Below are 23,567 nucleotides of genomic sequence, written 5' to 3'. Positions count from 1 at the left end.
CTGTTGTTTCGTGTCCTGCGGCCTACCCGCGCAGGCCTTGCACGAACATGTAGGCCGCCAAGGCCCACAGCACCACGGCGAACGCGCGGCGCAACCGCCGTGCGGGCAGGGCATGCGCGGCCCGCGCGCCCAACTGCGCCGCCGGCACGCTGCACAGCGCCACGCCCACCAGTGCGATCCCGTGGAAGTAACCCCAGGCGCCGGGAATGGCCGCGCGCAGATCCCAGCCGGCCGCCGCGTGGCCGGCGACGTTGGACAGCGCCACCGGCAGGCCCAGCGCGGCGCTGGTGGCCACCGCGGCGTGCAGCGGCACGCTGCAGGCCACCATGAAGGGCACGGCCAGGAAACCGCCGCCCGCGCCTACCAGGCCGGAGAGCGTGCCTATGCCGGTGCCCACGGCCGCCATGCCCGGCGTGCCGGGCAGGCCGCGGCGGGGCGGGGCGGAGCCGGAAGCCAGCATGCGCCAGCCGCTCCAGGCCACGAAGGTGGCAAAGCCCAGGGCCAGCCATTGACCCTTGAGGTGTGCAAAGAGACCGATGCCGCCGATCAGGCCGCCGAGCACCACGCCCGGCGCCAGGCGGGCCACGATGTCCCAGCGGATCACGCCGCGGCGCTGGTGGGCCAGGACGCTGGACACCGAGGTCACGACGATGGTGGCCATCGAGGTGGCGATGGCGACCTTGACGGTGAGACCGGGGTCGCCAATGCGCGGACCCAGGATGAAGGTCAAACCGGGGACGAGCAGCATGCCGCCGCCAATGCCCAGCAGGCCGGCCAGGAAGCCCGCCGCCAGGCCGAGAACGGCAATCGGCAGGAGCAGGGAAAGGTCGAAAATGTCCATGGTGCTTGGGGGTTGAATAGAGTGGATGAGCGGGCATCCATCCTCGAACGCACCCTCGCCATGGAACAGACCGCCCGCTGGATGCCGGACATTCACGCGCTGGATGAAACCTGCGCTGCCGCGTGCCGCGTGCCCCTGGAGGAGCAACGCCGCCATGCAAGCCTTGCCTGACCTGAACCTGCTGCGCGTTTTCGACGCCATCGTCACGGCCGGCAGCCTGACCCGCGGCGGCGAGCGCCTGGGCCTGTCGCAGCCGGCCACGAGCAACGCGCTGCTGCGGCTGCGCCGCCATTTCGGCGACCCGCTGTTCGTTCGCTGCGGCCGCGGGCTGCAGCCCACCGAGCGCGCGCAGGCCATGGCGCCGCTGGTGCGGCAGGCGCTGGAACTGCTGGACCGCTCCTTCGAGATGCAGCCCGCCTTCGAGCCGGCCCAGGCCACGCGCAGCTTCCACCTGTGCACCACCGACGTGGGCGCCCTGGTGCTGCTGCCAACGCTGCTGCGAGAGCTCACCGCGATCGCGCCCCGGGTACAGCTCAAGGTCGGCCAGTACCCTGCGCGCGAGGTGCGCGAGCGCTTTGCTGACGGCGAGCTGGACCTGGCCATCGGCCACCTGCCCGCGCTAGAGGGCGGCATCGTGCAGCAGCGCCTGTTCGAGGACCGCTACGTCGCCATCGCTCGCGCGCAGCATCCGCGCCTGCGCGAGGCCGCTGGCTCGCATGCGCTGCGCGGCGAGGCCTTCGTGGCGGTGGCCTCTCCCGGCACCGGCCACGGCCAGCTCAAGGACCGGCTGCAAGCCGAGGCGCTGCACGTGCGGCTGGAGCTGCGCGAGTTCGGCCCCGTGCTGCCCCTGGTGGCGGGGTCGGACCTCGTGGCCCTGGTGCCCGGCCGGCTGGCCGCCACCGCTGCCCTGGGCAGTCTGCGCGTGCTGGAGGCGCCCATCGAGCTGCCGCCCTTCACGGTGCGCCAGTTCTGGCACCAGCGCAGTCACCAGGACCCCGCCAACGCCTGGCTGCGCGGCACGCTGCGGCGGCTGTTCGGCGGCGGGGTGGACGTCCCGCCGCCGCCGCTTTCATCCGCGGCCTGAATGGGCGGCATTCAGCCGCTGCGCTGTTTCATGATGCGAGCCATCGGTAAGGTGCTTTCCGTCGCAACCAACGGAGAAACCCATGTCGATGTGGCTGGACCTGGCGTCATGCCCGCACCGTATCGCTTACGCCGATGCTGGCGGTGTGCGCACCCGCTACCTGGAGGCGGGCAGCGAACACCCTGAGACCCTGCTGCTGCTGCACGGCAGCGGCGGCTACCTGGAGGCCTACACGCGCAACATCGCAGACCACGCGCGGCACTTTCGCGTCATCGTCCCGGACATGCTTGGGCACGGCTACAGCGACCGGCCTGACCATCCCTACGAGCCGCGGCATTACGTGGCGCACCTGCTGGCGCTGATGGATGCGCTGGGCATAGAACGCGCGCATGTCTCCGGCGAGTCCTTGGGCGGCTGGGTCGCGGCCCGGCTGGCGACGACCGCGCCGCAGCGCGTCTCCCGCCTTGTGCTCAACACCGCGGCCGGCGTGCACTACGACCCGGCGGTGAGCGCGCGGGTGCACGCGCTGTCCATCGAGGCGGCGCGTGCTCCCACGCGCGAGTCCGTGCGCCGGCGGCTGGAGTGGCTGCTGCTGGACCCGTCGCAGGTCAGCGACGAGATGGTGGAGCTGCGGCACCGCATCTACAGCCAGCCTGGCTTTGGCCGGACCATGGAACACATCATGTGCCTGCATACCGCGGAGTACCGGCTGCCCAACCTGCTGACGCCGCGGGAGCTGGGCCGCATCGAGCAGCCCACACTGGTGCTGTGGACGGAGCACGACCCCGGCAGCAGCCTGCAAGTGGGCCGCAACCTGGCCGACGCCATCCCCGGCGCGCGCTTCGTCGTCATGGAACGCTGCGGCCACTGGCCGCAATTCGAGGACCCGCAGACCTTCAACCGCGTCCACATCGATTTCCTGAAAGGGGCCTGAGATGCACCGCACCGACTCCGCCCTCTGGCCAGCGACGCTGGACCACCTGCGCCTGGACTCGCCCGATCCGCAGGCGCTGGCGCGCTTCTACCGTGACGTCCTCGGCATGGCACCTGCCGTGCTGTCTGAGGACCTGGTGCTGGCGCAGGGTCCCGGGCGCCGGCTGCTGCTGGGCCGCGGCGAGCGCGGACACCATCCTTTCAGCGCCTGGCGTATCGAGCATGCCGACCAGCTTGCCGCACTGCGGCACCGGCTCGAGGCGGCCGGCGTGCCGCTGCTGCAGTCGCCGACGCCGCTGTTCGAGCCCGGCGCCGTGGCGGTACGCGACCCGGACGGGCGGCTGGCCGTGTTCGGGCTGCCGGTGCAGATGGGAACTGCAGCGTCTGCAGCCTCGACCCGCGCCGCCGCGTTGCCGGCACGCCTGCAGCACGCGGTGGTGGCGACCACGCAGCTGGAGCCGCTGCGCACCTTCTATGCCGATGTGCTGGGCTTCGCCGTCTCCGACACGGTGCTCAAGAGCCAGGAGCACGAGCCCCCGGGGCAGGCCCACGTGCACTTCTTCCGTGCCGATCCCGAGCACCACAGCCTGGCCGTGTTCACCGGGACCAGCGCGCGCCATGACCACCATTGCTACGAGACCACCTGCTGGAACGACCTGCGCGACTGGCTGGACTACTTGGGCGATCTCGACATCGCGCCCTGGTGGGGGCCGGGCCGGCACGGGCCGGGGCACAACCTCTTCTTCATGATCAAGGACCCGGACGGCAACAACATCGAGATCTCGGCCGAGCTAGAAGTCATGACGCGCGTGCAGCCACCCCGGCAGTGGCCCAACTCGCGCCGCATGTACAACCACTGGGGCACGTCCTGGGTGCGTGCCTGATGGCCACTGTCTCTCCGAAGGCCGGGCCGCCGGGGCAGATTGCGGCGCTGAATCGGTCGAATTTCGCAACTACATTGGTCGCGCCGCCCCGCGTTGCCAAGAATGCGAGCCATCGAGACCACGCTTCAAGGAACAGCACCCATGAACGATCTTGGCGGCTACACCATCGACGATCTGGAAGTCGGCATGAAGGCCAGCTTCTCCAAGACCATCACGGATGCGGACATCGTGCTGTTCGCCGGCGTCTCCGGCGACCACAACGCGGTGCACACCAACGAGGCCTTCGCGGCACGCACGCCGTTCAAGGGGCGCATCGCCCACGGCATGCTCAGCGCCAGCATCATCTCCGCCGCCATTGCCAATCGGCTGCCCGGTCCGGGCAGCATCTACCTGGGCCAGAACCTGCGCTTCGTCGCGCCGGTGCGCCCGGGCGACACCGTGAGCGCGACCGTCTCAGTGACCAGGGTGCAAAAGGACAAGGGCATTGCGCATCTTGAAACCGTCTGCACGGTGCACGACTCGCTGGTGGTGATCACGGGCGATGCCGTGGTCAAGGTTCCCCGCTCAGCAGGGGCGTCCTGAGCGCGGCCCGGTGCGAGCCCGGTGCAGGCCCGGCGTGCCGGCTGCGCGCCGTCGAAGCGCGGCCGCCGTGGGGCTTGTCCCCTGGCGCCACGTTGGGCGCCATGCTTAGCATCCCCGGCGAAGCGGGCGGTCCCGCGCCCGCATGCTGGAGGTCCCCATGACAGCACCGCGGATCGACCTCAACCTGCTGCTCGTGTTCGAGGCCGTGCTCGAAACCCGCAGCACCACGCTGGCCGCGGCCAACCTCGGCCTGACGCAGTCGGCGGTGAGCAACGCGCTCAACCGGCTGCGCTCCTCGTTGGGCGACCCGCTGTTCGTCCGCACCTCGGCCGGCATGGTGCCCACGCCGCGCGCCGAGGAGATCAGCGCGCCGCTGCGTGAGTCCATCGAGCAGATACGCCGCACCCTGGGCCACCACCCGGAGTTCTCTGCTGAAACGTCCGACCGGCGTTTTCGCATCTACATGAGCGACGTGGGCCAGATGGTGCTGCTGCCGGGCCTGATGGAGGCGCTGCAGCGGCAAGCGCCCCACGTCAGCCTGGACACCGTGGCTCCCACCGGCTCCAGGCCGCGCGAGGCCGCGATGAGCAGCGGCGACGTGGACTTGGCACTGGGCTATTTCCACGACTTCCAGGGGCCGTTCCACGTGCAGAGCCTGTTTCGCGAGCACTACGTGTGCATGGTGCGCGCCGACAGCGGCCTGGTGGGCGAGCATCTGGACCTGGCGCAGTACGCGCGGCTGCCGCATGCGGTGTACACACCGCAGGGTGGCGGCCACGAGGTGCAGGAACGCGCGATCGAAACGGCGCTCGCACGCCACGGCATCCAGCGGCGCATCGTGCTGCGCGCGGCACACTTCCTGGGCTTCACGCGCGTGGTGGCCTCCATCGACGTGCTGACCACGCTGCCCAGCCGCCTGGCGCAAGCCTGCGCGGCGCTCACGCCGGTGCGCATCTTCCCGGCGCCCTTCGAGATCCCGTTCTTCGAGATCAGCCAGTTCTGGCACAAGCGCTTCCACCAGGATCCGGGCAACCGCTGGCTGCGCCGGCTCATCGCCGGGCTGTACGCGGCGGCCGGCCCCAACAACGTCATGCCCGCGGAGCGTGACCTGCTGCCCCCGGAAGATGCCGGCGTTCCGCCGGCCGCGCCGGCCGACTCCATCCCGGACGATTCCCAGCCCAGCTGACGGCGAGGGCGGGCCCCGGGCACCCCCCGGCAGCCCGATCCGGTCCTCCCGGTTCGCCCGGGACGGGCCGGCAGATGTGTGCCTTCTCAACCCTGACCGCATGGGCCGGGACGCCACGGGCCCCGCCACCCATCACGCCGCTGAATCCACCGCATTCCGACTCTCAATTGGTCACGCGAGGGGAGGCTGCCCAGAATTTCCAGCAGCCTTTCCACCACCACGACCCTCGTGCACCATGAAAAAACTCGCTGTCTGTGCGGCATTCTCGATTGCAGCCGGCTCCCAGGCCGCCTGGGCACAAAGCCCATCGCCAGCGCCCTCAAACGTTACCCTCTACGGCCTCGTCGACACCGGCGTTGAAATCATCGACAAGGTCGGCGCAAGCGGCGAGCGTCTCACCCGTATGCCCTCCAACACGGCTTCGCTGCCGTCGCGCTGGGGCCTGCGCGGCAGCGAGGATCTGGGCGGCGGACTGCGCGCGGTTTTCACGCTGGAAGCCGGACTGGGCATGGACACGGGCCTTTCGGGACAGGGCGGCCGGCTCTTCGGCCGCCAGGCCTTTGTGGGCCTGGCAGGGCCGTGGGGCACGGTGAGCTTCGGGCGCCAGTACACCATGCTGTTCTGGTCCATGCAGGACGCCGACATCCTCGGGCCCAACGTGTTCGGCTCGGCTTCGCTGGACCCCTACATCCCCAACGCCCGTGCCGACAATGCGCTGGCCTACCGCGGCAACTTCGGCGGCTTCACCGTGGGCGCGACCTACAGCCTCGGGCGCGACGCCGTCAACGCCGGCCCCAGCCCCGTGGGCACCAATTGCCCCGGCGAGGCGGCCGGCAAGTCCAGCACCTGCCGCGAGTGGTCCGCGATGCTCAAGTACGACGCGCCCAGCTGGGGCGTGGCCGCGGTGGTGGACCGACAGCACGGCGGCCCGGGCGCCTTCGGCGGCCTGGGCGCGGGGCTGAAGGACACGCGCTCCATGCTCAACGGCTGGGTCAAGCTCGGCGACCTCAAGCTCGGCGCGGGGGTTCTGCGCCGCCGCAACGAGGGCAGCCCCACGCCGCGCAGCGACCTGCTGTTCGCCGGCGCGGCCTATGCGTTGAGCCCGCGCTTCACGCTCGATGGCGAGCTGCTGCGCCTGGACTTCAAGGACAGCCCGAACCGCGCCACGCTGGCCGCCCTGCGCGGCACCTACCACCTCTCCAGGCGCACGGCGGCCTACGTCTCGGTCGGTCACATGCGCAACGACGGTGCGTTGGCGCTGTCGGTGAGCTCCGGCGCCGCGGGCAGCGCGCCCGTGCCCGGCGGCAACCAGAACGGCGTGATCGTCGGCCTGCGCCACGCCTTCTGAGTCCCGCCATCCGCCCCCTGTCTCCACCTCACCGTCACCCGAGGACTTCATGAGCACGCCCCAGACCCTGCACTTCATCGCCAACGAACACCTGCCCAGCCAGTCGGGCCGCTTCTTCGACAACCGCTCGCCCGTGGACGGCCGGTTGGTCTCGCGCGTGGCCGAGGCCGGCCAGCCCGAGGTCGATGCCGCCGTCGCGGCCGCCCGCGCCGCGCTGCACGGCCCGTGGGGCCGGCTGTCGGTGCAGCAGCGCGTCGATCTGCTGTACGGGGTGGCCGACGAGATCAACCGTCGCTTCGACGACTTCCTGCAGGCCGAGGTGGCCGACACCGGCAAGCCGCACGCGCTGGCCCGGCGCCTGGACATCCCGCGCGGCGCGGCCAACTTCAAGGTCTTCGCCGACGTGGTGAAGAATGTGCCCTCGGAGTTCTTCGAGATGGCCACGCCTGACGGCGGCCAGGCGATCAACTATGCGCTGCGCGTGCCCAAGGGCGTGATCGCCGTCATCGCGCCCTGGAACCTGCCGCTGCTGCTGATGACGTGGAAGGTCGGCCCGGCGCTGGCCTGCGGCAACACCGTGGTCGTCAAGCCCTCGGAGGAAACGCCCAGCACCGCGGCGCTGCTGGGCGAGGTCATGGCCAAGGTGGGCGTGCCCGCGGGCGTCTACAACGTGGTGCACGGCTTCGGGCCCGATTCGGCCGGCGAATTCCTGACCCGACACCCCGGCATCGACGCCGTCACCTTCACCGGCGAGACGCGCACCGGCGCTGCCATCATGAAGGCGGTGGCCGACCGCGTGCGCCCGGTTTCCTTCGAACTCGGCGGCAAGAACCCCGGCATCGTCTTCGCCGACTGCGACTTCGACGCCGCGGTGGAAGGCATCGCCCGCGCCGCCTTCGAGAACACCGGCCAGGTCTGCCTGGGCACCGAGCGCGTGTACGTGGAGCGGCCGATCTTCGAGCGCTTCGTCGCCGCGCTCAAGGCCAAGGTCGAGAGCTGGAAGCTGGGCCGGCCCGAGGACCCGGGCACGGTGCTGGGCCCGCTGATCAGCGCCGAGCATCGCCAGAAGGTGCTGGGCTACTACGAGCAGGCCCGTGCCGCGGGCGCCACCGTCGTTACCGGCGGCGGCGTCCCGGAGGTGCCGGCGGAGCTGGTCGGCGGTGCCTGGATCGAGCCCACCATCTGGACCGGCCTGCCCGACGACCACCCGGTGGTGCGCGAGGAGATCTTCGGCCCCTGCTGCCACGTCCGTCCCTTCGACGACGAAGCGGAGGTGCTGCGCCTGGCCAACGACACGCCCTATGGCCTGGCCGCCACCGTCTGGACGCGCGACCTGCAGCGCGCGCACCGCCTGGCCTCGCGGCTGGAGGTGGGCGTGTGCTGGATCAACGCCTGGTTCCTGCGCGACCTGCGCACCGCTTTCGGCGGCTCGAAGCTTTCGGGCATCGGCCGCGAAGGCGGCGTGCACTCGCTGGAGTTCTACACCGAGCTGCGCAACGTCTGCGTGCGGCTCTGACGCCGAGCCACCCGCCATCACGTTCCGAGGAGATCACCATGATCAACCTGCACGACATCCGCTACTGCCGCGTCGGCGTCTCCAGCCTGGAGGACGCCACCCGGTTCGCCACCGAGCTGCTGGGCCTGGACATTGCGCGCCGCGAGAGGGGCCACGTCTACTTCAAGTCCGACGACCGCGACCACACGCTGGTCTACTTCGAGGGCGACCCGAGCGATCACACCGTCGCTTTCGAAGCCACCGCCAAGGCCGAGCTCGATGCCGCGGCCGCCGAGCTGGAAGCGCTGCGCGTGCCGGTGGCCTGGGGCACGCCGGACGAATGCGAGGCGCGCCGCGTGGCGGCGCTGGTCCGCTTCCAGGACCCGACCGGCAACCGCGTCGAGCTGGTGTGGAAGCCCCACCACTCGGGCCGGCGCTACCACGGGCAGCGCGACGCCGGCATCACGGGCTTCAGCCACGTCGGGCTGTGCACGACGGACGCCAGGCGCGACGAGGCCTTCTGGACGCAGGTCTGCAGCGCCAAGGTGAGCGACTGGATCGGCGACGCGCCGCTGCTGCGCATCGACGACGTGCACCACAAGATCGCGCTGTTCCCCAGCCAGCGCGCCGGCATCCAGCACATCAACCACCAGGTGGAGAGCGTGGACGACCTCATGCGCTCCTGGTATTTGCTCAAGGAGCGGGGCGTGCGCATCGTCTTCGGCCCCGGCCGGCATCCGACCTCCGGCGCGCGCTTCCTGTACTTCGAAGGTCCGGACGGCCTGGTCTACGAATACTCCTGCGGCGTGCGCAGCATCACGGTCGAGGACGAGGCTGCGGGCTACCAGCCGCGCCAGTTTCCCTTCAACCCGGCCGGCTTCTGCATGTGGGGCGCGCGCCCCGACATCGCCGAGTTCCGCAAGAGCAGCTGAGGAGAGTCCGCATGAGCAACAAGGCACGCGCTCCCTCGCCGCTGGATGTGGAGCGGGGAACGATCCACCTGGGCGGCATCGACGCGCTGGTGCGCCTGGCGCTGGACCAGGTGCGCAGCGACACCCGGCGCGGCTTGAAGACCGGGATGATGGTGTCGGGCTACCGCGGCTCGCCGCTGGGCATGCTTGACGAGACGTTGATGCGCCACCAGCAGCGGCTGGAGGCGCACAACATCCGCTTCGTGGACGGCGTCAACGAGGACCTGGCCGCCACGGCGGTGTGGGGCTCGCAGATGCTCGGTGCCGTGGGCCGGCGCAAGGTCGATGGTGTCACGGGCATGTGGTACGGCAAGGCGCCGGGGGTGGACCGCAGCGGCGACGCCCTCAAGCATGCCAACTACACCGGCATCGGCCCCCACGGCGGCGTGCTGGCCATTGCCGGCGACGACCCGAGCTGCAAGTCCTCCAGCCTCGCCAGCCAGTCCGAGCCCATGCTGTACCACGTGGGCATTCCCTCGCTGTACCCGGGCGACGTGCAGGAAATCCTGGACCTGGGCCTGCATGGCTACCAGCTCTCGCGCGCCTCGGGGCTCTGGGTGGGCATGAAGATCGTCACCAACGTCGCCGACGGCCATGGCAGCGCGGAGGTGGATCCGGAGCGGCTTCGCTTCGTCATCCCGGAGCTGGAGTTCGACGGCAAGCCTTTCGTGCCGCACATGAACCTGGGCATGAACGTGCGTGCCGAGGCGCTGGAGATGGAGCGCTCGCTCTACACCGCGCGGCTGGAGATGGCGCGCCGCTACGCGCGCGAGAACAGGCTCAACCACGTCACCCTGCCGAACCCGGACGCTTGGCTGGGCATCGTCGCCGCGGGCAAGACCTACCGCGACCTGATGCAGGCCTGCGCCGAGCTGGGCATGGACGAGGCGGCGCTGCGCCGCTACGGCGTGCGGATCCTCAAGATGGGCATGCTGTTTCCGATGGAGCCGCAGATCGTGCGCGAGTTCGCGCAGGGGCTGGAGGAGATCCTGGTCATCGAGGAGAAGCGGCCCTTCCTGGAGATGTTCGCCAAGGAGGTGCTGTACGGCCGTGCCAACGCGCCGCGCATCGTGGGCAAGCTCGACGAGCAGGAGCGGCCGCTGCTGCCGGGCTGGGGCGAGTTCGAGTCCGACGTCATCGCGCGCGTGCTGGTGCAGCGCCTGTCGCGCAAGGCGCGCCTGGAGCCGGCCGAAGGCTGGCTGCGGCGGCTCGACGAGATCCACGGCCGCAAGAAGCTGCCCACCATGGCGCGCACCGCGTGGTACTGCTCCGGTTGCCCGCACAACAGCTCCACCAAGCCGCTGGATGGCAGCCTGGTGTCCGCCGGCATCGGCTGCCACACCATGTCGATGTGGATGGACCGCAATGTCGTGATGGGCACACACATGGGCGCGGAGGGGGCGCAGTGGATCGGCCTGGCACCCTTCACCGAGGTGCCGCACATCTTCCAGAACATCGGCGACGGCACCTACTTCCACTCCGGCAGCCTGGCGATCCGCTACGCGGTGGCCGCCGGGGTGAACATCACCTACAAGCTGCTGCACAACCAGCATGTGTCGATGACGGGCGGGCAGCACGCGATGGGATCGCACCCGGTGGCCGACATCGTCAGCGAGCTGCTGGCCAACGGCGTCAAGCGCGTGATCGTCACCACCGACCAGCCGCAGTCCTATGCAAGCGTGGCACTGTCGGGCGGCACCGAGGTCTGGCACCGCGACCGGCTGCAGGAGGCGCAGGCCGCGCTGGCGGCCACGCCGGGCGTGACGGTGCTGATCCACGACCAGGAATGCGCCGCCGAGTTGCGCCGCGCGCGCAGCCGCGGCAAGCGCGAGGATCCTGCGGCGCAGGTGCTGATCAACGAGCGCGTGTGCGAGGGCTGCGGCGACTGCGGCGTGCAGTCCAATTGCATGAGCGTGGAGCCCGTGGCCACCGAGTTCGGGCGCAAGACGCGCATCCACCAGGGCTCGTGCAACAAGGACTACTCCTGCGTGCAGGGCTTCTGCCCCTCGTTCCTGACCGTCACGCCCCGGGAGGGCGCGGGGGCGGGCGCGGCGGACGGCAAGAAGAAGCGCAAGGCGCGCATGCCGGCGCTGGAGCGCGAGCTGCCCGACCCGCAGCGCCGGGTGCCGCAGGACTGCAGCATCCACATCATGGGCATCGGTGGCACGGGCAGCGTGACGGTGGCGGCGATGCTGGCGCAGGCCGCGCGCCTCGAAGGCCGCCACGCCGTCGGCTTGGACCAGACGGGCCTGGCACAGAAGGGCGGGGCGGTGATCTCCGACATCAAGATCACGCGCGAGCCCTTCGCGGGCGTGCCCAAGATCAGCGACGGCAGTGCCGACCTGTACCTGGGCTTCGACGTCCTCAACGCCACCGATCCGAAGAACCTGGACAAGTGCCACCCGGAGCGCACGCTGGCGGTGGTGTCCACCACGCAATCGCCCACCGGGCAGATGGTGCGCGACCGCAACGTCATCTTCCCGGCGGTGCGGGCGCTGACCGGCGGCATCGACCGCGTCACGCGCAAGGGCGAGAACGTGTACCTGGACGCGCAGGCGCTGGCCGAGGGCCTGTTCGGCGACAGCATGGCCACCAACAGCTTCCTGGTGGGTGTGGCCTACCAGGCGGGTGGACTGCCGATGGCAGCCGGGTCCATCGAGGAGGCCATGCGCCAGGGCGGGGTGGCCGTGGAGCTGAGCATCCTGGCCTTCCGCTGGGGGCGCATGGCGGTGCTGGACGCGTCGTACGTGCAGCAGGCGGGCCAGGCGGCGCTGAAGGCGGCCCAAGAGGGACAAGCCACGCCGGACGGTGCGTTCCTGACCGAAGCGGTGCTGTCGGCCGAGGCGTTGGCCATCGTCAGCGCGGCCGGCGTGCAGGGCGAGGCGCTGCGGCTGCTCCAGGTGCGCGTGCCCGATCTCATCGCCTACCAGAACGCGGCTTATGCCCAGCGCTATGCCGAGCTGGTGGGCCGGGTGTGGCGGGCCGAGAGGCCGCTGGGCCGCAGCGAGCTGACCGAGGCGGTGGCTCGCAACCTGCACAAGCTCATGGCCTACAAGGACGAGTACGAGGTAGCGCGACTGCAGAGCGACCCGGCCTTCCTGGCGCAGCTGCGCTCGCGCTTCCCCAACGGCTATGAGCTGCGCTACCACCTGGCGCCGCCGCTGCTGGCCCGGCGCGACCCGCGCACGGGCGAACTCCTCAAGCGCGAGTACGGCGGCTGGATGCTGCCGGTGTTCCGGCTGCTGGCACGGCTCAAGGGCCTGCGCGGCGGACCGCTGGACGTGTTCGGGCGCACCGAGGAGCGGCGCGAGGAGCGACGGCTCATCGGCGAGTACGTGCAGCTGGTGGAGGAGCTTGCCGCCGGGCTGGATGCCGCACGCCATGCGCTGGCCGTGGAGCTGGCGAGCCTGCCGGACGACATCCGCGGCTATGGGCACGTGAAGGCCCGCGCCATCGATCGCTTCCGTGAGCGGCAGCAGTCCCTGCTGCAGGCCTGGCGCGCGCCGCGCGAGGTCGCCGCCGAGTCGCTGGCCGCCTGAGTAGAGGAGTCCACCATGATCCGAAGGCATGTGCTTCGTGTTCTGCTCGGTGCCATGGCTGGACTGCCCGGCGTGAGCCGGGCCCAGCCCGCGCCGTTCCCACAGCGCCCGGTGCGCATTACCACGCCGTTCCCGGCGGGCAGCGGCCCCGACGCCGCGCTGCGCCTGGTAGCGGAGCAACTGGCTCGGCAGTGGAAGCAGCCGGTGCTGGTGGAGAACAAGCCGGGGGGTAATGGCTTCCTCGCCATCGCTTCCTTCCTCCAGGGTGCGACGGATGGGCACGACCTGATCCAGCTCGACAGCAACCACCTCACCACGCATCCGCATACCTTCCGCAAGCTGCCTTACGACCCGGCGCGTGACTTCGCCCCGCTGCGCATGCTGCTGCGCAGCCATTTCTTCGTCGCCGTGGGGCGCAACAGCCGCTTCCGCAGCGTTGAGGACCTGCTGCGCGAGGCGCGTGCGCAACCGGGGCGGGTGAGCTATGGGTCGTGGTTCAACGGCAGCCCTGGGCACATGGGCGCCCTTCGCCTGCAGACCCTGCGGGATCTGCAGATGCTGCATGTGCCCTACCGGGACTTCGGCCAGCTCTACGCTGCCGTGGCCAGCGGCGAGGTGGACTGGGCATTGGGCTCCGTCGCCAGTGCCGGGGCCCTGGAGAAGGCGGGACGGCTGCGCTTCCTGGCCTATGCCGCGCCGGCGCGCGAGCCCTCGTATCCCGAGGTGCCGACGAGCAGCGAGATCCCGGGCTTGCAAGGCTACGAGGTGAGCGGCTGGACCGGGCTGTTTGCCCCGGCGGCCGTACCGGTCCCCGTGATGGAGCGCATTGCCGGCGACATCGGCCAGGCGCTGGCACGGCCGGAGGTGATCGAGCGCTACAAGGCACTCGGCTACGAACGCCCGGAGCTCGACTGGCGTGCATTTGCGGCGCTGATCGAGCGCGAGACACAGGAGTGGGGCGACGTCGTGCGGCGCACGAACCTGAGACTGGATTGACGGGGTTCGATGTGCTTCGTTCCGGGGGCTGCTGCGGCAGCCTTTCTTCATTCCGGTACTCGTGCGAATACCTGCCTGCGCGGGCATGACGCTTCAAGGGCACAGCGCCTGGGCTGACGGGGCGTGACAAGGTGCCGCTTTCCCCGGACGGCAGTGGGCGTCCGCAGCCAGGGCTGCAATGGACAACGCCGCCCGGCGGGCTCGACCCACCGGGCGGCGTCAAACGATGGCAAGGCACGGGAGCGGATTCAGTTCACCCCGCCTCCACCATCCAGTCCACCAGCCGCCCCACCAGCGGCAGCGCCGCCAGCGAGGCGAGCATGGCCACCGGCCAGGCCAGCAGCCAACTCTGCAGCCAGCGGGACACAAAGCCGGCATCGGCGCCGCCGTTCCGTGCGGCCGTGAGGACGGTGCAGAGCACCAGGCTCATCGCCAGCGACATCCAGAACGACGCCACCACGGGGCGCCAGCGGCGCGAAAGCTTGCGCATCACTGGCCTCCGCTCGTGCTCATCGGCCGCGCGCGGCGGCGCTCTGGCCGCCGATGCCCCAGTGCGTCCTGGGCACCTCTTCCACGAGCACGCGCACAGACTCGGCCGGCGCATCGAGCACCCGGCTGGCGGCCTCGGTGAGGGCGCTGATCAGCGCCTCGATCTTCTCGGGTGGGCGCCCTTCCAGGACGCGAACGGTCAGGATCGGCATGTGGTTTTCCTTGCCGATCTCAAACGAAGCGCATCGAGACCGATCCCAGGCCCTGGTAGCGCACCACCACCGAGTCGCCGCGCTCCACCGCGTAGGCCTCGGTGGCGCCGCCGGTCATGATGAAGGTGCCGGCCGGGAGCTCCTGCCCGCGCTCCCCCAGCATGTTGGCCAGCATCGCGACGCTGGCCGCTGGGTGGCCGAGCACGGCGGCGCCGGCGCCGGTGGCTATGACCTCGCCGTTCTTCTCGATGACGATGCCCAGCGCGCGCAGGTCCAGTTCCTCGGCCGGGCGCGCGACGCCGCCCGTGACGTAGCGGGCCGAGGAGCAGTTGTCGGCGATCACGCTCTTGAGGTCGAAGCGGAAGTCGCGGTAGCGCGAGTCGATGACCTCCACCGCCGGCAGCACGAAGTCCGTGGCGGCCAGCACGTCGCCGATGTGGCAGCCCGGGCCGCGCAGCGGCGCCTTGGTGACGAAGGCAATCTCGGCCTCGACCTTGGGATGGATCAGCGTGCCCATTTCGATGGCCCCGCCGTCGGGCCGCACGTAGTCGTCCACCAGGAAGCCCCAGATCGGTGCTTCCACACCCATCTGCTTCATCTTGGCGAACGATGTCAGGCCCATCTTCAGGCCGGTGAGGCGGCTGCCGCGGGCAAGCTTCAAGGCGCGGATGCGGTCCTGTATGGCATAGGCGTCCTCCCAGTCCATCTGCGGGTGCTCGTCGGTGATCTTGACCACGTCGCGCGCCTGGCGTTCGGCGGTCTCCAGATGGACGGCCAGGGCGTCCAGCGTGGCGGCGTTGAGATTCATGGGTCGTGCTCCTCTCGGTTCAGGCAAAGCGGCAGGACGCCGAGCCGACGCCGCCCAGCGTCATGCGCAGGTGGTCGCCGGCGGCGATGGGGAACATGATCGACAGCGACCCGGCCAGGATCACCTCGCCGGCCTTGAGCGGTATGCCGTAGGCGCCCAGCGCATTGGCCAGCCACGTGACGGCGTTGAGGGGGTGGCCCAGCGTGGCGGCGCCCGCGCCGGTGCCGATGATCTCGCCGTTCTTCTCCAGCACCATGCCCACGGTGGACAGGTCCACGCGGCGCGGGTCGACGGCGTGATCACCGATCACGAAGGCGGCCGAGGAGCCGTTGTCGGCAATGGTGTCCTGCACCTTGATCTGCCAGTCGCGGATGCGCGAATCGACGATCTCGAAGCAGGGCAGCACGCACTCGGTGGCGGCCAGCACATGGGCGTTGGTGATGCCCGGGCCGAGCAGGTCGCGCTTGAGCACGAAGCCCAGCTCGCCTTCGCCCTTGGGCTGGATGAAGCGGGCCGCGGGAATGGTGGCGCCGTCGTTGTGGCTCATGCCGGAGAGAAGGTGGCCGAAGTCGGGGCGGTCCACGCCGAAGGCGGCCTGCACCACGGCGGCGGTCAGGCCGATCTTCTTGCCGACATGGCGCTCGCCGCCTTGCACGCGGCGCTCGATGGTGCGCAACTGGATGCGGTAGGCATCGTCAATGGTGATGCCCTCGACGCGCGAGGTCAGCGGCTCCACGACGCTGTTGGTGGCCCAGGCGTCATAGAGCTCGTCGCCCAGGGCCTGGAGGGTGGCAGGGTTCAAAGGCATGGCGGTCTTCCCGTCTGAAGGAACACGGCCGAGTCTGGTCAAGAGGCGAAGGGGTGTCGAACGAGCTTTGCGAATGCGGCGAATTCGCGCGCTGAATGGCCGCGCGGCGCCGGCGGAATTCATGCGCCGAATGCGCGCCATTCAGCTTCTTGAGTGGCTCCACGAAGGGCCGGTGCATAGGCTTTGCGGCGTCGATGTTCATTGCCTCACACCGCCCAACACCGCTTCGAACGGAGTCCGCCATGGTCTACACCGTCACGATCAGCCCCAGCGGGCGCAGCTTCCGCTGCGACCCCGACACCGAGATCCTTCGCGCCGGCCTGGCCTCGGGCCTGATGCTGCCCTACAGCTGCCGCTCCGGCGTGTGCAACACCTGCCGCGGCCATGTGAAGGCCGGCGAGGTGGACCTGGGCGAGGTGCATCCCAAGTACCTCACGGCCGAGGACCGCGCCCGCGGCTATGCGCTGCTGTGCCAGGCGCGGCCCTGCAGCGACGTGACCATCGAGGTCGATGAGATCGACGTCGGCGCCGGCGTGAAATCCAAGTTCGTGCCTTGCCGCATCCTGGACATGAAGCGCGCGGCGCCGGACGTGATGATCGTCACGGTGGGCATGCCGATGAACGAGCCCATCGCATTCCGCGCCGGCCAGTACATCGAGTTCGTGCTGCGCGACGGCACGCGCCGCAGCTACTCCATCGCCACCACGCCCAGCCCGGCCGGCGTGCGCAGCGTGGAGCTGCACATCCGCCACCTGCCCGGCGGCCGCTTCACGGACCGCGTGTTCGATGGCGGCATGCAACTGCGCGAGGTGCACAAGGTCGAGCTGCCGCTGGGCTCGTTCTTCCTGCGCGACAAGAGCGACAAGCCCATCGTGCTGCTGGCCTCGGGCACGGGCTTCGCGCCCATCAAGTCCATCGTCGGCGACAGCCTGGCGCGCGGCATCGAGCGCCCGGTCACGCTGTACTGGGGCGGCCGCACGCGCGCGGACCTCTACATGCACGAGCTGTGCGAGCAATGGGCGCGCGAGCATGTGCACATCCGCTATGTGCCGGTGCTCAGCAACGCCACGGCCGCGTGCCGCTGGGAAGGGCGCACCGGCTTCGTCCACCACGCGGTGATGCAGGACTTCCCGGACCTCTCGGGCCACGAGGTCTACGCCTGCGGCACGCCGCTGATGGTGGAGGCCGCGCGGCGCGACTTCTCGCACGAATGCGGCCTGCCCGCCGGCGCCTTCTTCGCCGACTCCTTCCTCACCGAGAAAGAGAAGGCCGCTGCCTGAACGGCGGTTGCCTGCACACCCACCACATCAGGAGATCACCCCATGCTTCCCGAGAACTGCCGGGTCGAACCGCCCAAGGGGCGCTCGCTCGTCAAGCCCTTCTGCCTCAGCCACGGCACGCTGGAGTGCTACAGCCTGGCGGCGTCGCGCCGCTTCTACGAGGAGTTCCTCGGCCTGGAGGTAGTGCGCCATGCCAGCCCCTCGATGGCCGTGCGGCTGGGCATGCGCTTCCACATCATCTGCGTCGAGGTCGGCGACCAGCTCAAGCCCGTGCACCTGCTCAACCACTGGGGCGTGGACGTGGCCACGCGTGCCGAGGTCGACGAGGCCTACGCCAACGCGCTGCAACACAAGGAGGAGTACGGCATTCGCCAGGTCACCAAGCCGCTGGACCAGCACGGCGTCTACTCGTTCTACCTCGTGGACCTGGACCACAACTGGTGGGAGATCCAGCACTACGAGAACGGCTTCCTGCACGACGACTACTTCGACTTCGGCGACCGCTTCTCGATGCAGGACGGCCACTGCCACGGCCGTGAGGATGAAGTGCTGCCCCGCGTGGAGGTGCTGTGATGCTGCAACTCGTGACTTACCGCAATGCCCAGGGCATCCGCACCGGGCTGATGCAGAACGACAAGATCTATGCCTCCGGCCGCTACGCGAGCATGCAGGACGTGCTCGACGACTGGGCGCAGGCCTCCGAGCGGCTGCCCGACGTCGCGCAACGGTTGGCCGACCGCAGCCCGGAGATGGATGCGGAGCTGTTGGCGCCGTTGCCCGCACCGCGCAACATTTACTTCGCCGGCGCCAACTACAAGGACCACGTGGCGGAGATGAAGCGCCGCCTGGGCCTGCCGCTGGACGAGGACCCCAAGGCCGGCGGCCAGTCGCCGTGGTTTTCCACCAAGGCCACCGGCAGCACCGTGGTGGGCCCCGGCGCGCGCGTGGAGCGCCCGCGCGGCACGCGCATGCTGGACTGGGAGTTGGAACTGGCCGTGGTCATAGGCCAGCGCTGCAAGGATGTGCCCGTGGAGCGCGCGCTGGACGTGGTGGCCGGCTACACCGTGGCCAACGACCTCTCGGCACGCGACCACATCGCGCGCGAGGGCGTGCCGGACGACTCGCCCTTCCGCTGGGACTGGATAGGCCAGAAGACTTTTGACGGCTCCTGCCCGCTGGGCCCGGCCATCACGCCCGCCGCGTTCATTCCGGACCCGCACAAGCTGCAGATGCGGCTGTGGGTCAACGGCGAGCTCATGCAGGACTCCAACACCGGCCAGATGATCTACGACGTGCGTGAGCAGATCGCGCACCTCTCCTCCTGTGTCACGCTGCTGCCGGGCGACGTGATCCTCACCGGCACGCCGGCCGGCGTGGGCATGGCGCGCAACCGCTTCCTGCAGCCGGGCGACGTGGTGCGGCAGTGGATAGAGAACATCGGCGTGTTCGAGATCACCATTGGTTGAGGCCGCCATGTCCCAAGCGACCCCCGAGCAGCAGCAACTGCTGCGCGACGCGGCCCGCGCGCTGGCGCGCGGTGCCCTGGTGACGGCCTTCGGCCATGTCAGCCTGCGGCTGTCGCCCACGAGCTTCCTGGTGTGCGCGGCCAAGCCGCTTGGGCTCATAGGCCCCGGCGATGAGGGCACCGTGGTCCCGGTGGAAGGCCCGCTGCCGCCCGGCGTGTTGGGCGAGGTGCGGGTGCACCAGCAGATCTACCGCCGCCGCGGCGACGTGCAGGCCCTCTGCCGTTTCATGTCGCCGCAGGTGATGGCGTTGGGCGCCATGGGGCTGACGCCGCGCGCGCGGCACGGCTTCGGCAGCTACTTCCATGGCGGCGTGCCGCTGTGGGGCGACCCGACGCTGGTGCGCGACGACAGCCGCGCGGCACGCGTGGCCCACGCGTTGGGCGAGGCGCCGGCCATCGTGCTGGCGGGCAACGGCGCCGTCACGGTGGGGGCCTCGCTGCCGCAGGCCGTGGCCCTGGCCTGGTTCCTGGAAGACGCCGCGCGCGTGGAACTGGCCGTGCGCGCGGCCGCGGGCACCAACCACCAGAGCTTTGCCGACGAGGCACAGGCCCGCGAACGCGCCACCTGGGAAGGGCGCATCGCCGAGCGCCTGTGGGACTACCTGACCCTGGAATCCACTGGAGCACAACGATGAATGCAAAACCCTACCTGACGCTGGACGTGGTGCGCGGCATGGCGGCCGCGGCGCAAGCCGAGGCCCGCCGCAATGCCTGGCCGGTGTGCATCGCCGTGGTGGACGACGGCGGCCACCTGCTGTGGCTGGAGCGCGAGGACGGCGCCGCGCCGGCAACGGCGGCCATCGCCATCGCCAAGGCGCAGACCGCCGCCCAGGGCCGGCGCGAGAGCCGCTTCTACGAGGAGATGCTCAACGCCGGGCGCACGGGATTCCTCAGCGCGCCGGGGCTGGGCTGCCTGCTCGAAGGCGGCGTGCCCGTGGTGGTGGACGGCCACGTGGTTGGGGCCCTGGGCGTTAGCGGCGTGAAGTCCCACGAGGACGCGCAAGTCGCGCGTGCGGGCTGCGCGGTGCTCTCCGCTTGACGCGTTCGCAGCACCTGGGGTTTGCACGGGGAGTGACGACCGGCGAGGGAAGGAGTAAAGGGCGGGCAGGTCCTCTGCCCGCCGCGTCCGCGGCGTCACGCCATGAACAAGCCCCGGTCCAAGCAGGAAGACATGGAGCGCCTGGAGCGCGCGTTGCGCACCTTGAGCGGCTGCAATCGGGCCCTGCTGCGCGCCCAGGAAGAGGGCGCGTTGATGCAGGAAATCTGCCGCGTGGTTGTCGAGGACGGCGGCTACCACCTGGCGCGCATAGGCCGGGCCGAGCACGACGCGGACAAGACCGTCACGCTGCTGGCCCATGCCGGGCGCGGGACCAACCAGACCGAGGTGGAGCCGCTGGTCTGGAGCGACACCGAGCGCGGCCGCAGCGCCACGGGCATGGCCATACGCACCGGCACGGCCTGCCTGGTCAACGACGCGCAGGGCGACTTCTTCCCCGCCGTCTGGCGCGACCTGGCGCGCCGTCACGGCCTGGGCTCGGTGCTGGCGCTGCCCTTGCGCATCGAGGGCGAGCTGTTCGGGGCCCTGACCATTGGGGCGCCGGAGACGGACGCCTTCAGCGGCCAGGAGCGGCAGGTGCTGGACGAGGTCGCCGGCGACGTGGCCTTCGGCCTGGAAATCCTGCGGCTGCGCCGGCGCCGCGAGCGCGCCGAGGCCGAGGTGCAGCGCCTCAACCGTGCCGTGCGCACGCGCGCGGCCGTCAACCGCGCGCTCGCCCAGGCCCGTGACGAAACGGCGCTGCTGCAGGAGATCTGCCGCGTGGCGGTGGAGGAATGCGGCTACCGCATGGCCTGGGTCGGCTACTTCGAGCACGACGAGATGCTGAGCGTGCGCCCAATGGCCCATGCCGGCTTCGAGGAAGGCTTTCTGGATGGGCGGCGCAACCTGAGCTGGTTGCGCAGCGACCCCGAACGGGCTGCGCGGCTGGATGCGGGTCAGCCCATGGTGTTTCATGACCTGGCCAACGACCCGAGCTTTCCGTTGCGGCAGGAGTACGCCTCCCGCAGTTACGGCTCGGTGGTCTTGCTGCCACTGCGTGTCGGCGAGCAGGTCCTGGGCGCGCTCTACATCCTGGCCAAGGAATGCGACGGATTCGATGCCCAGGAGGTCGAACTGCTTGCGGCCACGGTTGCCGATCTGGGCTATGGGCTGGATGCGCTGCACCACCGTGCCAAGGCCCTGGCGGCCGAGCAGACCATACGCCGCATGGCGTACTTCGACACGGTGACGGGACTGCCCAACCGCGCGCAGTTGTGCGAGGTGCTCAGCGAGGCCATTGCCGCCGCGCGCGACCAGCGCCGTTCGCTGGCGCTGCTGCGCATCGGCCTGACGCACCTGGCCGAGCTCAACGAGACGCTGGGCAGCACCGAGGTGGACAAGCTGGTACAGGCCGTCGGTGAGCGGCTGCAGCAGGCGCTATGCGACAGCCCGGCAACGCTGGGCCGCCTTGCGGAGGCCGAGTTCGCGGTGGTGTTGCCACGCGCCGGCGCTGAAGAGGCCGGTGGGCTGGCCCAGCGGCTGCTGATGGCGCTGGGCGGCGCCATCGACGTTTCCGGGCTGCGGCTCGATGCGCGGGCCAACGTGGGCATCAGTCTGTATCCCGGGCACGGCAATGACGGCGAAGCCCTGCTGCGCCGAGCCGGCGTGGCGCTGACCCAGGGCCGCGTCTGCGGCACTTCAGTCTCGTTCTACCGCAATGGTCTGGACCAGCAATATGCCCAGCGCCTGGAGCTTCTGGCCGAACTGCGCGAGGCCCTGGCACGGGACGAGTTGCTGCTGTACTGCCAGCCCAAGGTGAAGCTGGACACGGGCAAGGTGTGCGGCGCGGAGGCCCTGGTGCGCTGGCAGCATCCGCGGTTGGGCCAGGTCCATCCCGGCGACTTCATCAAGCTCGCGGAGCAGACCGGCCTCATCACGCCGCTGACCTACTGGATGCTCAACACATCGTTGCGCTACAGCCATGCCTGGCGCGAACAGGGGCAGGAGTGTCCCTTGTCCGTGAACCTTTCGGCGCGCGACCTGCAGGACCCCAAGCTGCTTGACCGCATCGAGGGAGCGCTGATGACCTGGGGCGCGGAGCCCGACTGGATCGAGTTTGAGCTCACTGAAAGTGCATTGATGCTCGATCCCAACGCGGCGCTGGAAACGCTTGGGCGGCTCAAGCGGCTGGAGCTGCGCCTGGCCATAGACGACTACGGCACGGGCTATTCCTCGCTGTCCTACCTGCAGCGCCTGCCGGTGGACGCCATCAAGATCGACCAGTCCTTCGTCAGCCGCATGCGTCGCGAAAGCGGCTCGGCCGCCATCGTGCGCTCGACCATCGAGCTGGCCCATGACCTGCGGCTGCTCGTGATCGGCGAGGGCGTGGAAGACAAGGAGACTTTGGACGACCTCGCAGCGCTGCAATGTGATCAGGCCCAGGGCTACTGCATCAGCCGGCCTATGCCGGCTGAGCAGTTCCACAGTTGGTGCGAGGCCCGTAACTAGACCGTGCCACGGAACAGAGGGCGCGGCTTGGCAGCGCGGTCAGAGGCTGGCCGCGAAGTGGGCCACGGCGGCACGGATGGCCGCTTCCATCTGTGCGGGCTGGTCGTAGAAATCGAACTGCGTCGCGCCGTCGAGCCAGAGCATCTTCTTGGGCGCTGACACCTGGCCGAACCATTTCCTGGCCCCCGCGGGCACCGCCGCTTGCTCGCTGTGCACCAGCAGCACCGGCACGCGGATGCGCGCGGCCGACGGCATGGGCGAGTAGATCAGCCACTCGCGCCACGACTGCACGGCAAAGCGGTTGTCCCAGGCCGGGATCGCACCGCGGCGCGGGTTCAGGTAGTAGTCCAGCTGGCCAAACATGGCGGCACTGGCGTCGGTGGTGCTGACGGCCGGCACGTAGCGCACCCCTTCGCCCCGGCGCGCCTGTGCCTCGGCCTCGTCGGTGGCCTGCAGGCGCCGCTGAACGCCGGCCTCGCCACCGTAGATGGCCTCGACCAACTCGGCGTCATGCAGCCAGGGCGCGACCGCCACGTAGGCGCGCAGTCGCCGGTCCTGCGCCACGGCATCGGCCATGTAGCCGGCGCTGGCGCACACGGCCAGCGCGCCGATGCGGCCCCGGTGCACGGCCGGCACCGATTCCAGGAAGGTCACGGCGCTGAGGATGTCGCGCGTCTTGGCCGCCGGCGACTCGAGCTGCCGCGGCTCGCCGCCACTCTCGCCAAAGAAGCGGAAGTCGAAAGCCAGCGCAGCGTAGCCCTGCTCGGCAAGCCGGCGTGCGTAGGCACCGGCCATCTGTTCCTTGACGGTGGTCCAGGAGCCTGTGACGACCACGGCCGGCAGCTTGTCGCCAGCGCGGTAGCCCGCGGGCAGGTACAGGTCTCCCACCATGGGCACGCCCTCGCTGGTGAAGTGCACCCGGTTGGGACCGGGACGAAGCTCGGAAGAGGGCGCGGCGTGGACAGGCGTGTTCATGGACAGGACTCCGTAGGAGGCGATGGACAGGAGCGAGGTGGCAAGCAGTTGGGCGGCGGCACGGCGT

The 23,567-nt window shown here is 70.1% G+C and carries 22 protein-coding genes; 16 read left to right on the top strand and 6 right to left on the bottom strand.

Annotated features, from left to right (window positions below; translation table 11 throughout):
- Nucleotides 1-22 precede the first annotated feature (22 nt).
- A complete protein-coding gene (locus tag FJ694_RS11255; protein WP_157267126.1) occupies nucleotides 23-841 on the bottom strand; it encodes a sulfite exporter TauE/SafE family protein in 819 nt (272 codons plus the stop codon).
- Between the two features lie 154 nt (nucleotides 842-995).
- Between FJ694_RS11255 and FJ694_RS11250 the strand changes: the two genes are divergently transcribed.
- The 10 genes from FJ694_RS11250 to FJ694_RS11205 all read left to right on the top strand — a co-directional run bounded on the left by FJ694_RS11250 (nucleotide 996) and on the right by FJ694_RS11205 (nucleotide 13,859).
- A complete protein-coding gene (locus FJ694_RS11250; RefSeq protein WP_198320796.1) occupies nucleotides 996-1,925 on the top strand; it encodes a LysR family transcriptional regulator in 930 nt (309 codons plus the stop codon).
- Nucleotides 1,926-2,007: 82 nt separating this feature from the next.
- Complete coding sequence (locus tag FJ694_RS11245; protein ID WP_157267119.1) at nucleotides 2,008-2,859, top strand: alpha/beta fold hydrolase; 852 nt, start codon at nucleotides 2,008-2,010, stop codon at nucleotides 2,857-2,859.
- Nucleotide 2,860: 1 nt separating this feature from the next.
- Nucleotides 2,861-3,742 carry a VOC family protein gene (locus FJ694_RS11240; protein ID WP_157267116.1) on the top strand — a complete coding sequence of 294 codons (882 nt, stop codon included), beginning with the start codon at nucleotides 2,861-2,863 and terminating at the stop codon, nucleotides 3,740-3,742.
- A gap of 141 nt (nucleotides 3,743-3,883) precedes the next feature.
- Complete coding sequence (locus FJ694_RS11235; protein ID WP_157267113.1) at nucleotides 3,884-4,324, top strand: MaoC family dehydratase; 441 nt, start codon at nucleotides 3,884-3,886, stop codon at nucleotides 4,322-4,324.
- Between the two features lie 157 nt (nucleotides 4,325-4,481).
- The gene (locus FJ694_RS11230; protein WP_198320795.1) at nucleotides 4,482-5,510 is read left to right on the top strand and encodes a LysR family transcriptional regulator; all 1,029 of its coding nucleotides are present in this window, start codon (nucleotides 4,482-4,484) and stop codon (nucleotides 5,508-5,510) included.
- A 235-nt stretch (nucleotides 5,511-5,745) separates the two neighbouring features.
- Nucleotides 5,746-6,858 (top strand): porin, encoded by a 1,113-nt coding sequence (locus FJ694_RS11225; RefSeq protein WP_157267107.1) that lies wholly within the window; start codon nucleotides 5,746-5,748, stop codon nucleotides 6,856-6,858.
- 49 nt (nucleotides 6,859-6,907) lie between these two features.
- Nucleotides 6,908-8,374, top strand: a complete 1,467-nt coding sequence (locus FJ694_RS11220) for a 2-hydroxymuconic semialdehyde dehydrogenase (protein WP_157267104.1) — start codon at nucleotides 6,908-6,910, stop codon at nucleotides 8,372-8,374.
- A gap of 38 nt (nucleotides 8,375-8,412) precedes the next feature.
- Nucleotides 8,413-9,285, top strand: coding sequence for a VOC family protein (locus FJ694_RS11215; RefSeq protein WP_157267100.1), 873 nt, complete (start codon nucleotides 8,413-8,415; stop codon nucleotides 9,283-9,285).
- An 11-nt stretch (nucleotides 9,286-9,296) separates the two neighbouring features.
- Nucleotides 9,297-12,863, top strand: a complete 3,567-nt coding sequence (locus FJ694_RS11210) for an indolepyruvate ferredoxin oxidoreductase family protein (protein ID WP_157267096.1) — start codon at nucleotides 9,297-9,299, stop codon at nucleotides 12,861-12,863.
- A 15-nt stretch (nucleotides 12,864-12,878) separates the two neighbouring features.
- Nucleotides 12,879-13,859, top strand: a complete 981-nt coding sequence (locus tag FJ694_RS11205; protein ID WP_157267093.1) for a Bug family tripartite tricarboxylate transporter substrate binding protein — start codon at nucleotides 12,879-12,881, stop codon at nucleotides 13,857-13,859.
- A 253-nt stretch (nucleotides 13,860-14,112) separates the two neighbouring features.
- On the opposite strand, the gene FJ694_RS11200 is transcribed toward FJ694_RS11205, so the two are convergent.
- The 4 genes from FJ694_RS11200 to FJ694_RS11185 are packed head-to-tail and all read right to left on the bottom strand — an operon-like array spanning nucleotide 14,113 to nucleotide 16,170.
- A complete protein-coding gene (locus FJ694_RS11200) occupies nucleotides 14,113-14,349 on the bottom strand; it encodes a DUF2798 domain-containing protein (RefSeq protein WP_157267090.1) in 237 nt (78 codons plus the stop codon).
- A gap of 19 nt (nucleotides 14,350-14,368) precedes the next feature.
- Nucleotides 14,369-14,560 (bottom strand): 4-oxalocrotonate tautomerase, encoded by a 192-nt coding sequence (locus tag FJ694_RS11195; RefSeq protein WP_157267087.1) that lies wholly within the window; start codon nucleotides 14,558-14,560, stop codon nucleotides 14,369-14,371.
- 19 nt (nucleotides 14,561-14,579) lie between these two features.
- Entirely contained in the window at nucleotides 14,580-15,368 is a 789-nt protein-coding gene (gene dmpH / locus FJ694_RS11190; RefSeq protein ID WP_157267084.1) for a 2-oxo-3-hexenedioate decarboxylase, read from the bottom strand.
- Between the two features lie 19 nt (nucleotides 15,369-15,387).
- Entirely contained in the window at nucleotides 15,388-16,170 is a 783-nt protein-coding gene (locus FJ694_RS11185; protein ID WP_375140211.1) for a fumarylacetoacetate hydrolase family protein, read from the bottom strand.
- 248 nt (nucleotides 16,171-16,418) lie between these two features.
- Between FJ694_RS11185 and FJ694_RS11180 the strand changes: the two genes are divergently transcribed.
- The 6 genes from FJ694_RS11180 to FJ694_RS11155 all read left to right on the top strand — a co-directional run bounded on the left by FJ694_RS11180 (nucleotide 16,419) and on the right by FJ694_RS11155 (nucleotide 22,525).
- Complete coding sequence (locus FJ694_RS11180; RefSeq protein ID WP_157267078.1) at nucleotides 16,419-17,456, top strand: CDP-6-deoxy-delta-3,4-glucoseen reductase; 1,038 nt, start codon at nucleotides 16,419-16,421, stop codon at nucleotides 17,454-17,456.
- A gap of 42 nt (nucleotides 17,457-17,498) precedes the next feature.
- Nucleotides 17,499-18,029, top strand: a complete 531-nt coding sequence (locus FJ694_RS11175) for a VOC family protein (protein ID WP_232539989.1) — start codon at nucleotides 17,499-17,501, stop codon at nucleotides 18,027-18,029.
- Nucleotides 18,029-18,922, top strand: coding sequence for a fumarylacetoacetate hydrolase family protein (locus tag FJ694_RS11170; protein ID WP_157267075.1), 894 nt, complete (start codon nucleotides 18,029-18,031; stop codon nucleotides 18,920-18,922). The genes FJ694_RS11175 and FJ694_RS11170 overlap by 1 nt, the downstream gene beginning before the upstream one ends.
- Before the next feature lie 7 nt (nucleotides 18,923-18,929).
- Nucleotides 18,930-19,616: a class II aldolase/adducin family protein gene (locus FJ694_RS11165; protein ID WP_157267073.1), complete on the top strand. Its 687-nt coding sequence runs from the start codon at nucleotides 18,930-18,932 to the stop codon at nucleotides 19,614-19,616.
- Nucleotides 19,613-20,020: a heme-binding protein gene (locus FJ694_RS11160; RefSeq protein ID WP_157267069.1), complete on the top strand. Its 408-nt coding sequence runs from the start codon at nucleotides 19,613-19,615 to the stop codon at nucleotides 20,018-20,020. Before FJ694_RS11165 ends, FJ694_RS11160 begins: the two co-directional genes overlap by 4 nt.
- A gap of 102 nt (nucleotides 20,021-20,122) precedes the next feature.
- Nucleotides 20,123-22,525 carry a bifunctional diguanylate cyclase/phosphodiesterase gene (locus FJ694_RS11155; protein ID WP_157267066.1) on the top strand — a complete coding sequence of 801 codons (2,403 nt, stop codon included), beginning with the start codon at nucleotides 20,123-20,125 and terminating at the stop codon, nucleotides 22,523-22,525.
- Nucleotides 22,526-22,564: 39 nt separating this feature from the next.
- On the opposite strand, the gene FJ694_RS11150 is transcribed toward FJ694_RS11155, so the two are convergent.
- Complete coding sequence (locus FJ694_RS11150) at nucleotides 22,565-23,500, bottom strand: alpha/beta hydrolase (RefSeq protein ID WP_157267063.1); 936 nt, start codon at nucleotides 23,498-23,500, stop codon at nucleotides 22,565-22,567.
- Between the last annotated feature and the right edge of the window lie 67 nt (nucleotides 23,501-23,567).

The organism is Azohydromonas aeria (assembly GCF_009760915.1).
Lineage (GTDB): Bacteria > Pseudomonadota > Gammaproteobacteria > Burkholderiales > Burkholderiaceae_C > Azohydromonas > Azohydromonas aeria.
Note: the sequence above shows the minus strand (reverse complement) of the source record. Positions and strands in the feature narration are given on the sequence as shown.

Excerpts from the sequence above, each read along its gene's own strand:
- FJ694_RS11240 (WP_157267116.1), top strand. The coding sequence starts at position 2,861 with ATGCACCGCACCGACTCCGCCCTCTGGCCAGCGACGCTGGACCACCTG.
- FJ694_RS11160 (WP_157267069.1), top strand. The coding sequence starts at position 19,613 with ATGAATGCAAAACCCTACCTGACGCTGGACGTGGTGCGCGGCATGGCG.
- FJ694_RS11195 (WP_157267087.1), bottom strand. The coding sequence starts at position 14,560 with ATGCCGATCCTGACCGTTCGCGTCCTGGAAGGGCGCCCACCCGAGAAG.
- FJ694_RS11215 (WP_157267100.1), top strand. The coding sequence starts at position 8,413 with ATGATCAACCTGCACGACATCCGCTACTGCCGCGTCGGCGTCTCCAGC.
- FJ694_RS11200 (WP_157267090.1), bottom strand. The coding sequence starts at position 14,349 with ATGCGCAAGCTTTCGCGCCGCTGGCGCCCCGTGGTGGCGTCGTTCTGG.
- FJ694_RS11255 (WP_157267126.1), bottom strand. The coding sequence starts at position 841 with ATGGACATTTTCGACCTTTCCCTGCTCCTGCCGATTGCCGTTCTCGGC.
- FJ694_RS11150 (WP_157267063.1), bottom strand. The coding sequence starts at position 23,500 with ATGAACACGCCTGTCCACGCCGCGCCCTCTTCCGAGCTTCGTCCCGGT.
- FJ694_RS11230 (WP_198320795.1), top strand. The coding sequence starts at position 4,482 with ATGACAGCACCGCGGATCGACCTCAACCTGCTGCTCGTGTTCGAGGCC.
- FJ694_RS11245 (WP_157267119.1), top strand. The coding sequence starts at position 2,008 with ATGTCGATGTGGCTGGACCTGGCGTCATGCCCGCACCGTATCGCTTAC.
- FJ694_RS11155 (WP_157267066.1), top strand. The coding sequence starts at position 20,123 with ATGAACAAGCCCCGGTCCAAGCAGGAAGACATGGAGCGCCTGGAGCGC.
- dmpH (WP_157267084.1), bottom strand. The coding sequence starts at position 15,368 with ATGAATCTCAACGCCGCCACGCTGGACGCCCTGGCCGTCCATCTGGAG.
- FJ694_RS11210 (WP_157267096.1), top strand. The coding sequence starts at position 9,297 with ATGAGCAACAAGGCACGCGCTCCCTCGCCGCTGGATGTGGAGCGGGGA.
- FJ694_RS11250 (WP_198320796.1), top strand. The coding sequence starts at position 996 with ATGCAAGCCTTGCCTGACCTGAACCTGCTGCGCGTTTTCGACGCCATC.
- FJ694_RS11165 (WP_157267073.1), top strand. The coding sequence starts at position 18,930 with ATGTCCCAAGCGACCCCCGAGCAGCAGCAACTGCTGCGCGACGCGGCC.
- FJ694_RS11225 (WP_157267107.1), top strand. The coding sequence starts at position 5,746 with ATGAAAAAACTCGCTGTCTGTGCGGCATTCTCGATTGCAGCCGGCTCC.
- FJ694_RS11235 (WP_157267113.1), top strand. The coding sequence starts at position 3,884 with ATGAACGATCTTGGCGGCTACACCATCGACGATCTGGAAGTCGGCATG.
- FJ694_RS11175 (WP_232539989.1), top strand. The coding sequence starts at position 17,499 with ATGCTTCCCGAGAACTGCCGGGTCGAACCGCCCAAGGGGCGCTCGCTC.
- FJ694_RS11170 (WP_157267075.1), top strand. The coding sequence starts at position 18,029 with ATGCTGCAACTCGTGACTTACCGCAATGCCCAGGGCATCCGCACCGGG.
- FJ694_RS11180 (WP_157267078.1), top strand. The coding sequence starts at position 16,419 with ATGGTCTACACCGTCACGATCAGCCCCAGCGGGCGCAGCTTCCGCTGC.
- FJ694_RS11205 (WP_157267093.1), top strand. The coding sequence starts at position 12,879 with ATGATCCGAAGGCATGTGCTTCGTGTTCTGCTCGGTGCCATGGCTGGA.
- FJ694_RS11220 (WP_157267104.1), top strand. The coding sequence starts at position 6,908 with ATGAGCACGCCCCAGACCCTGCACTTCATCGCCAACGAACACCTGCCC.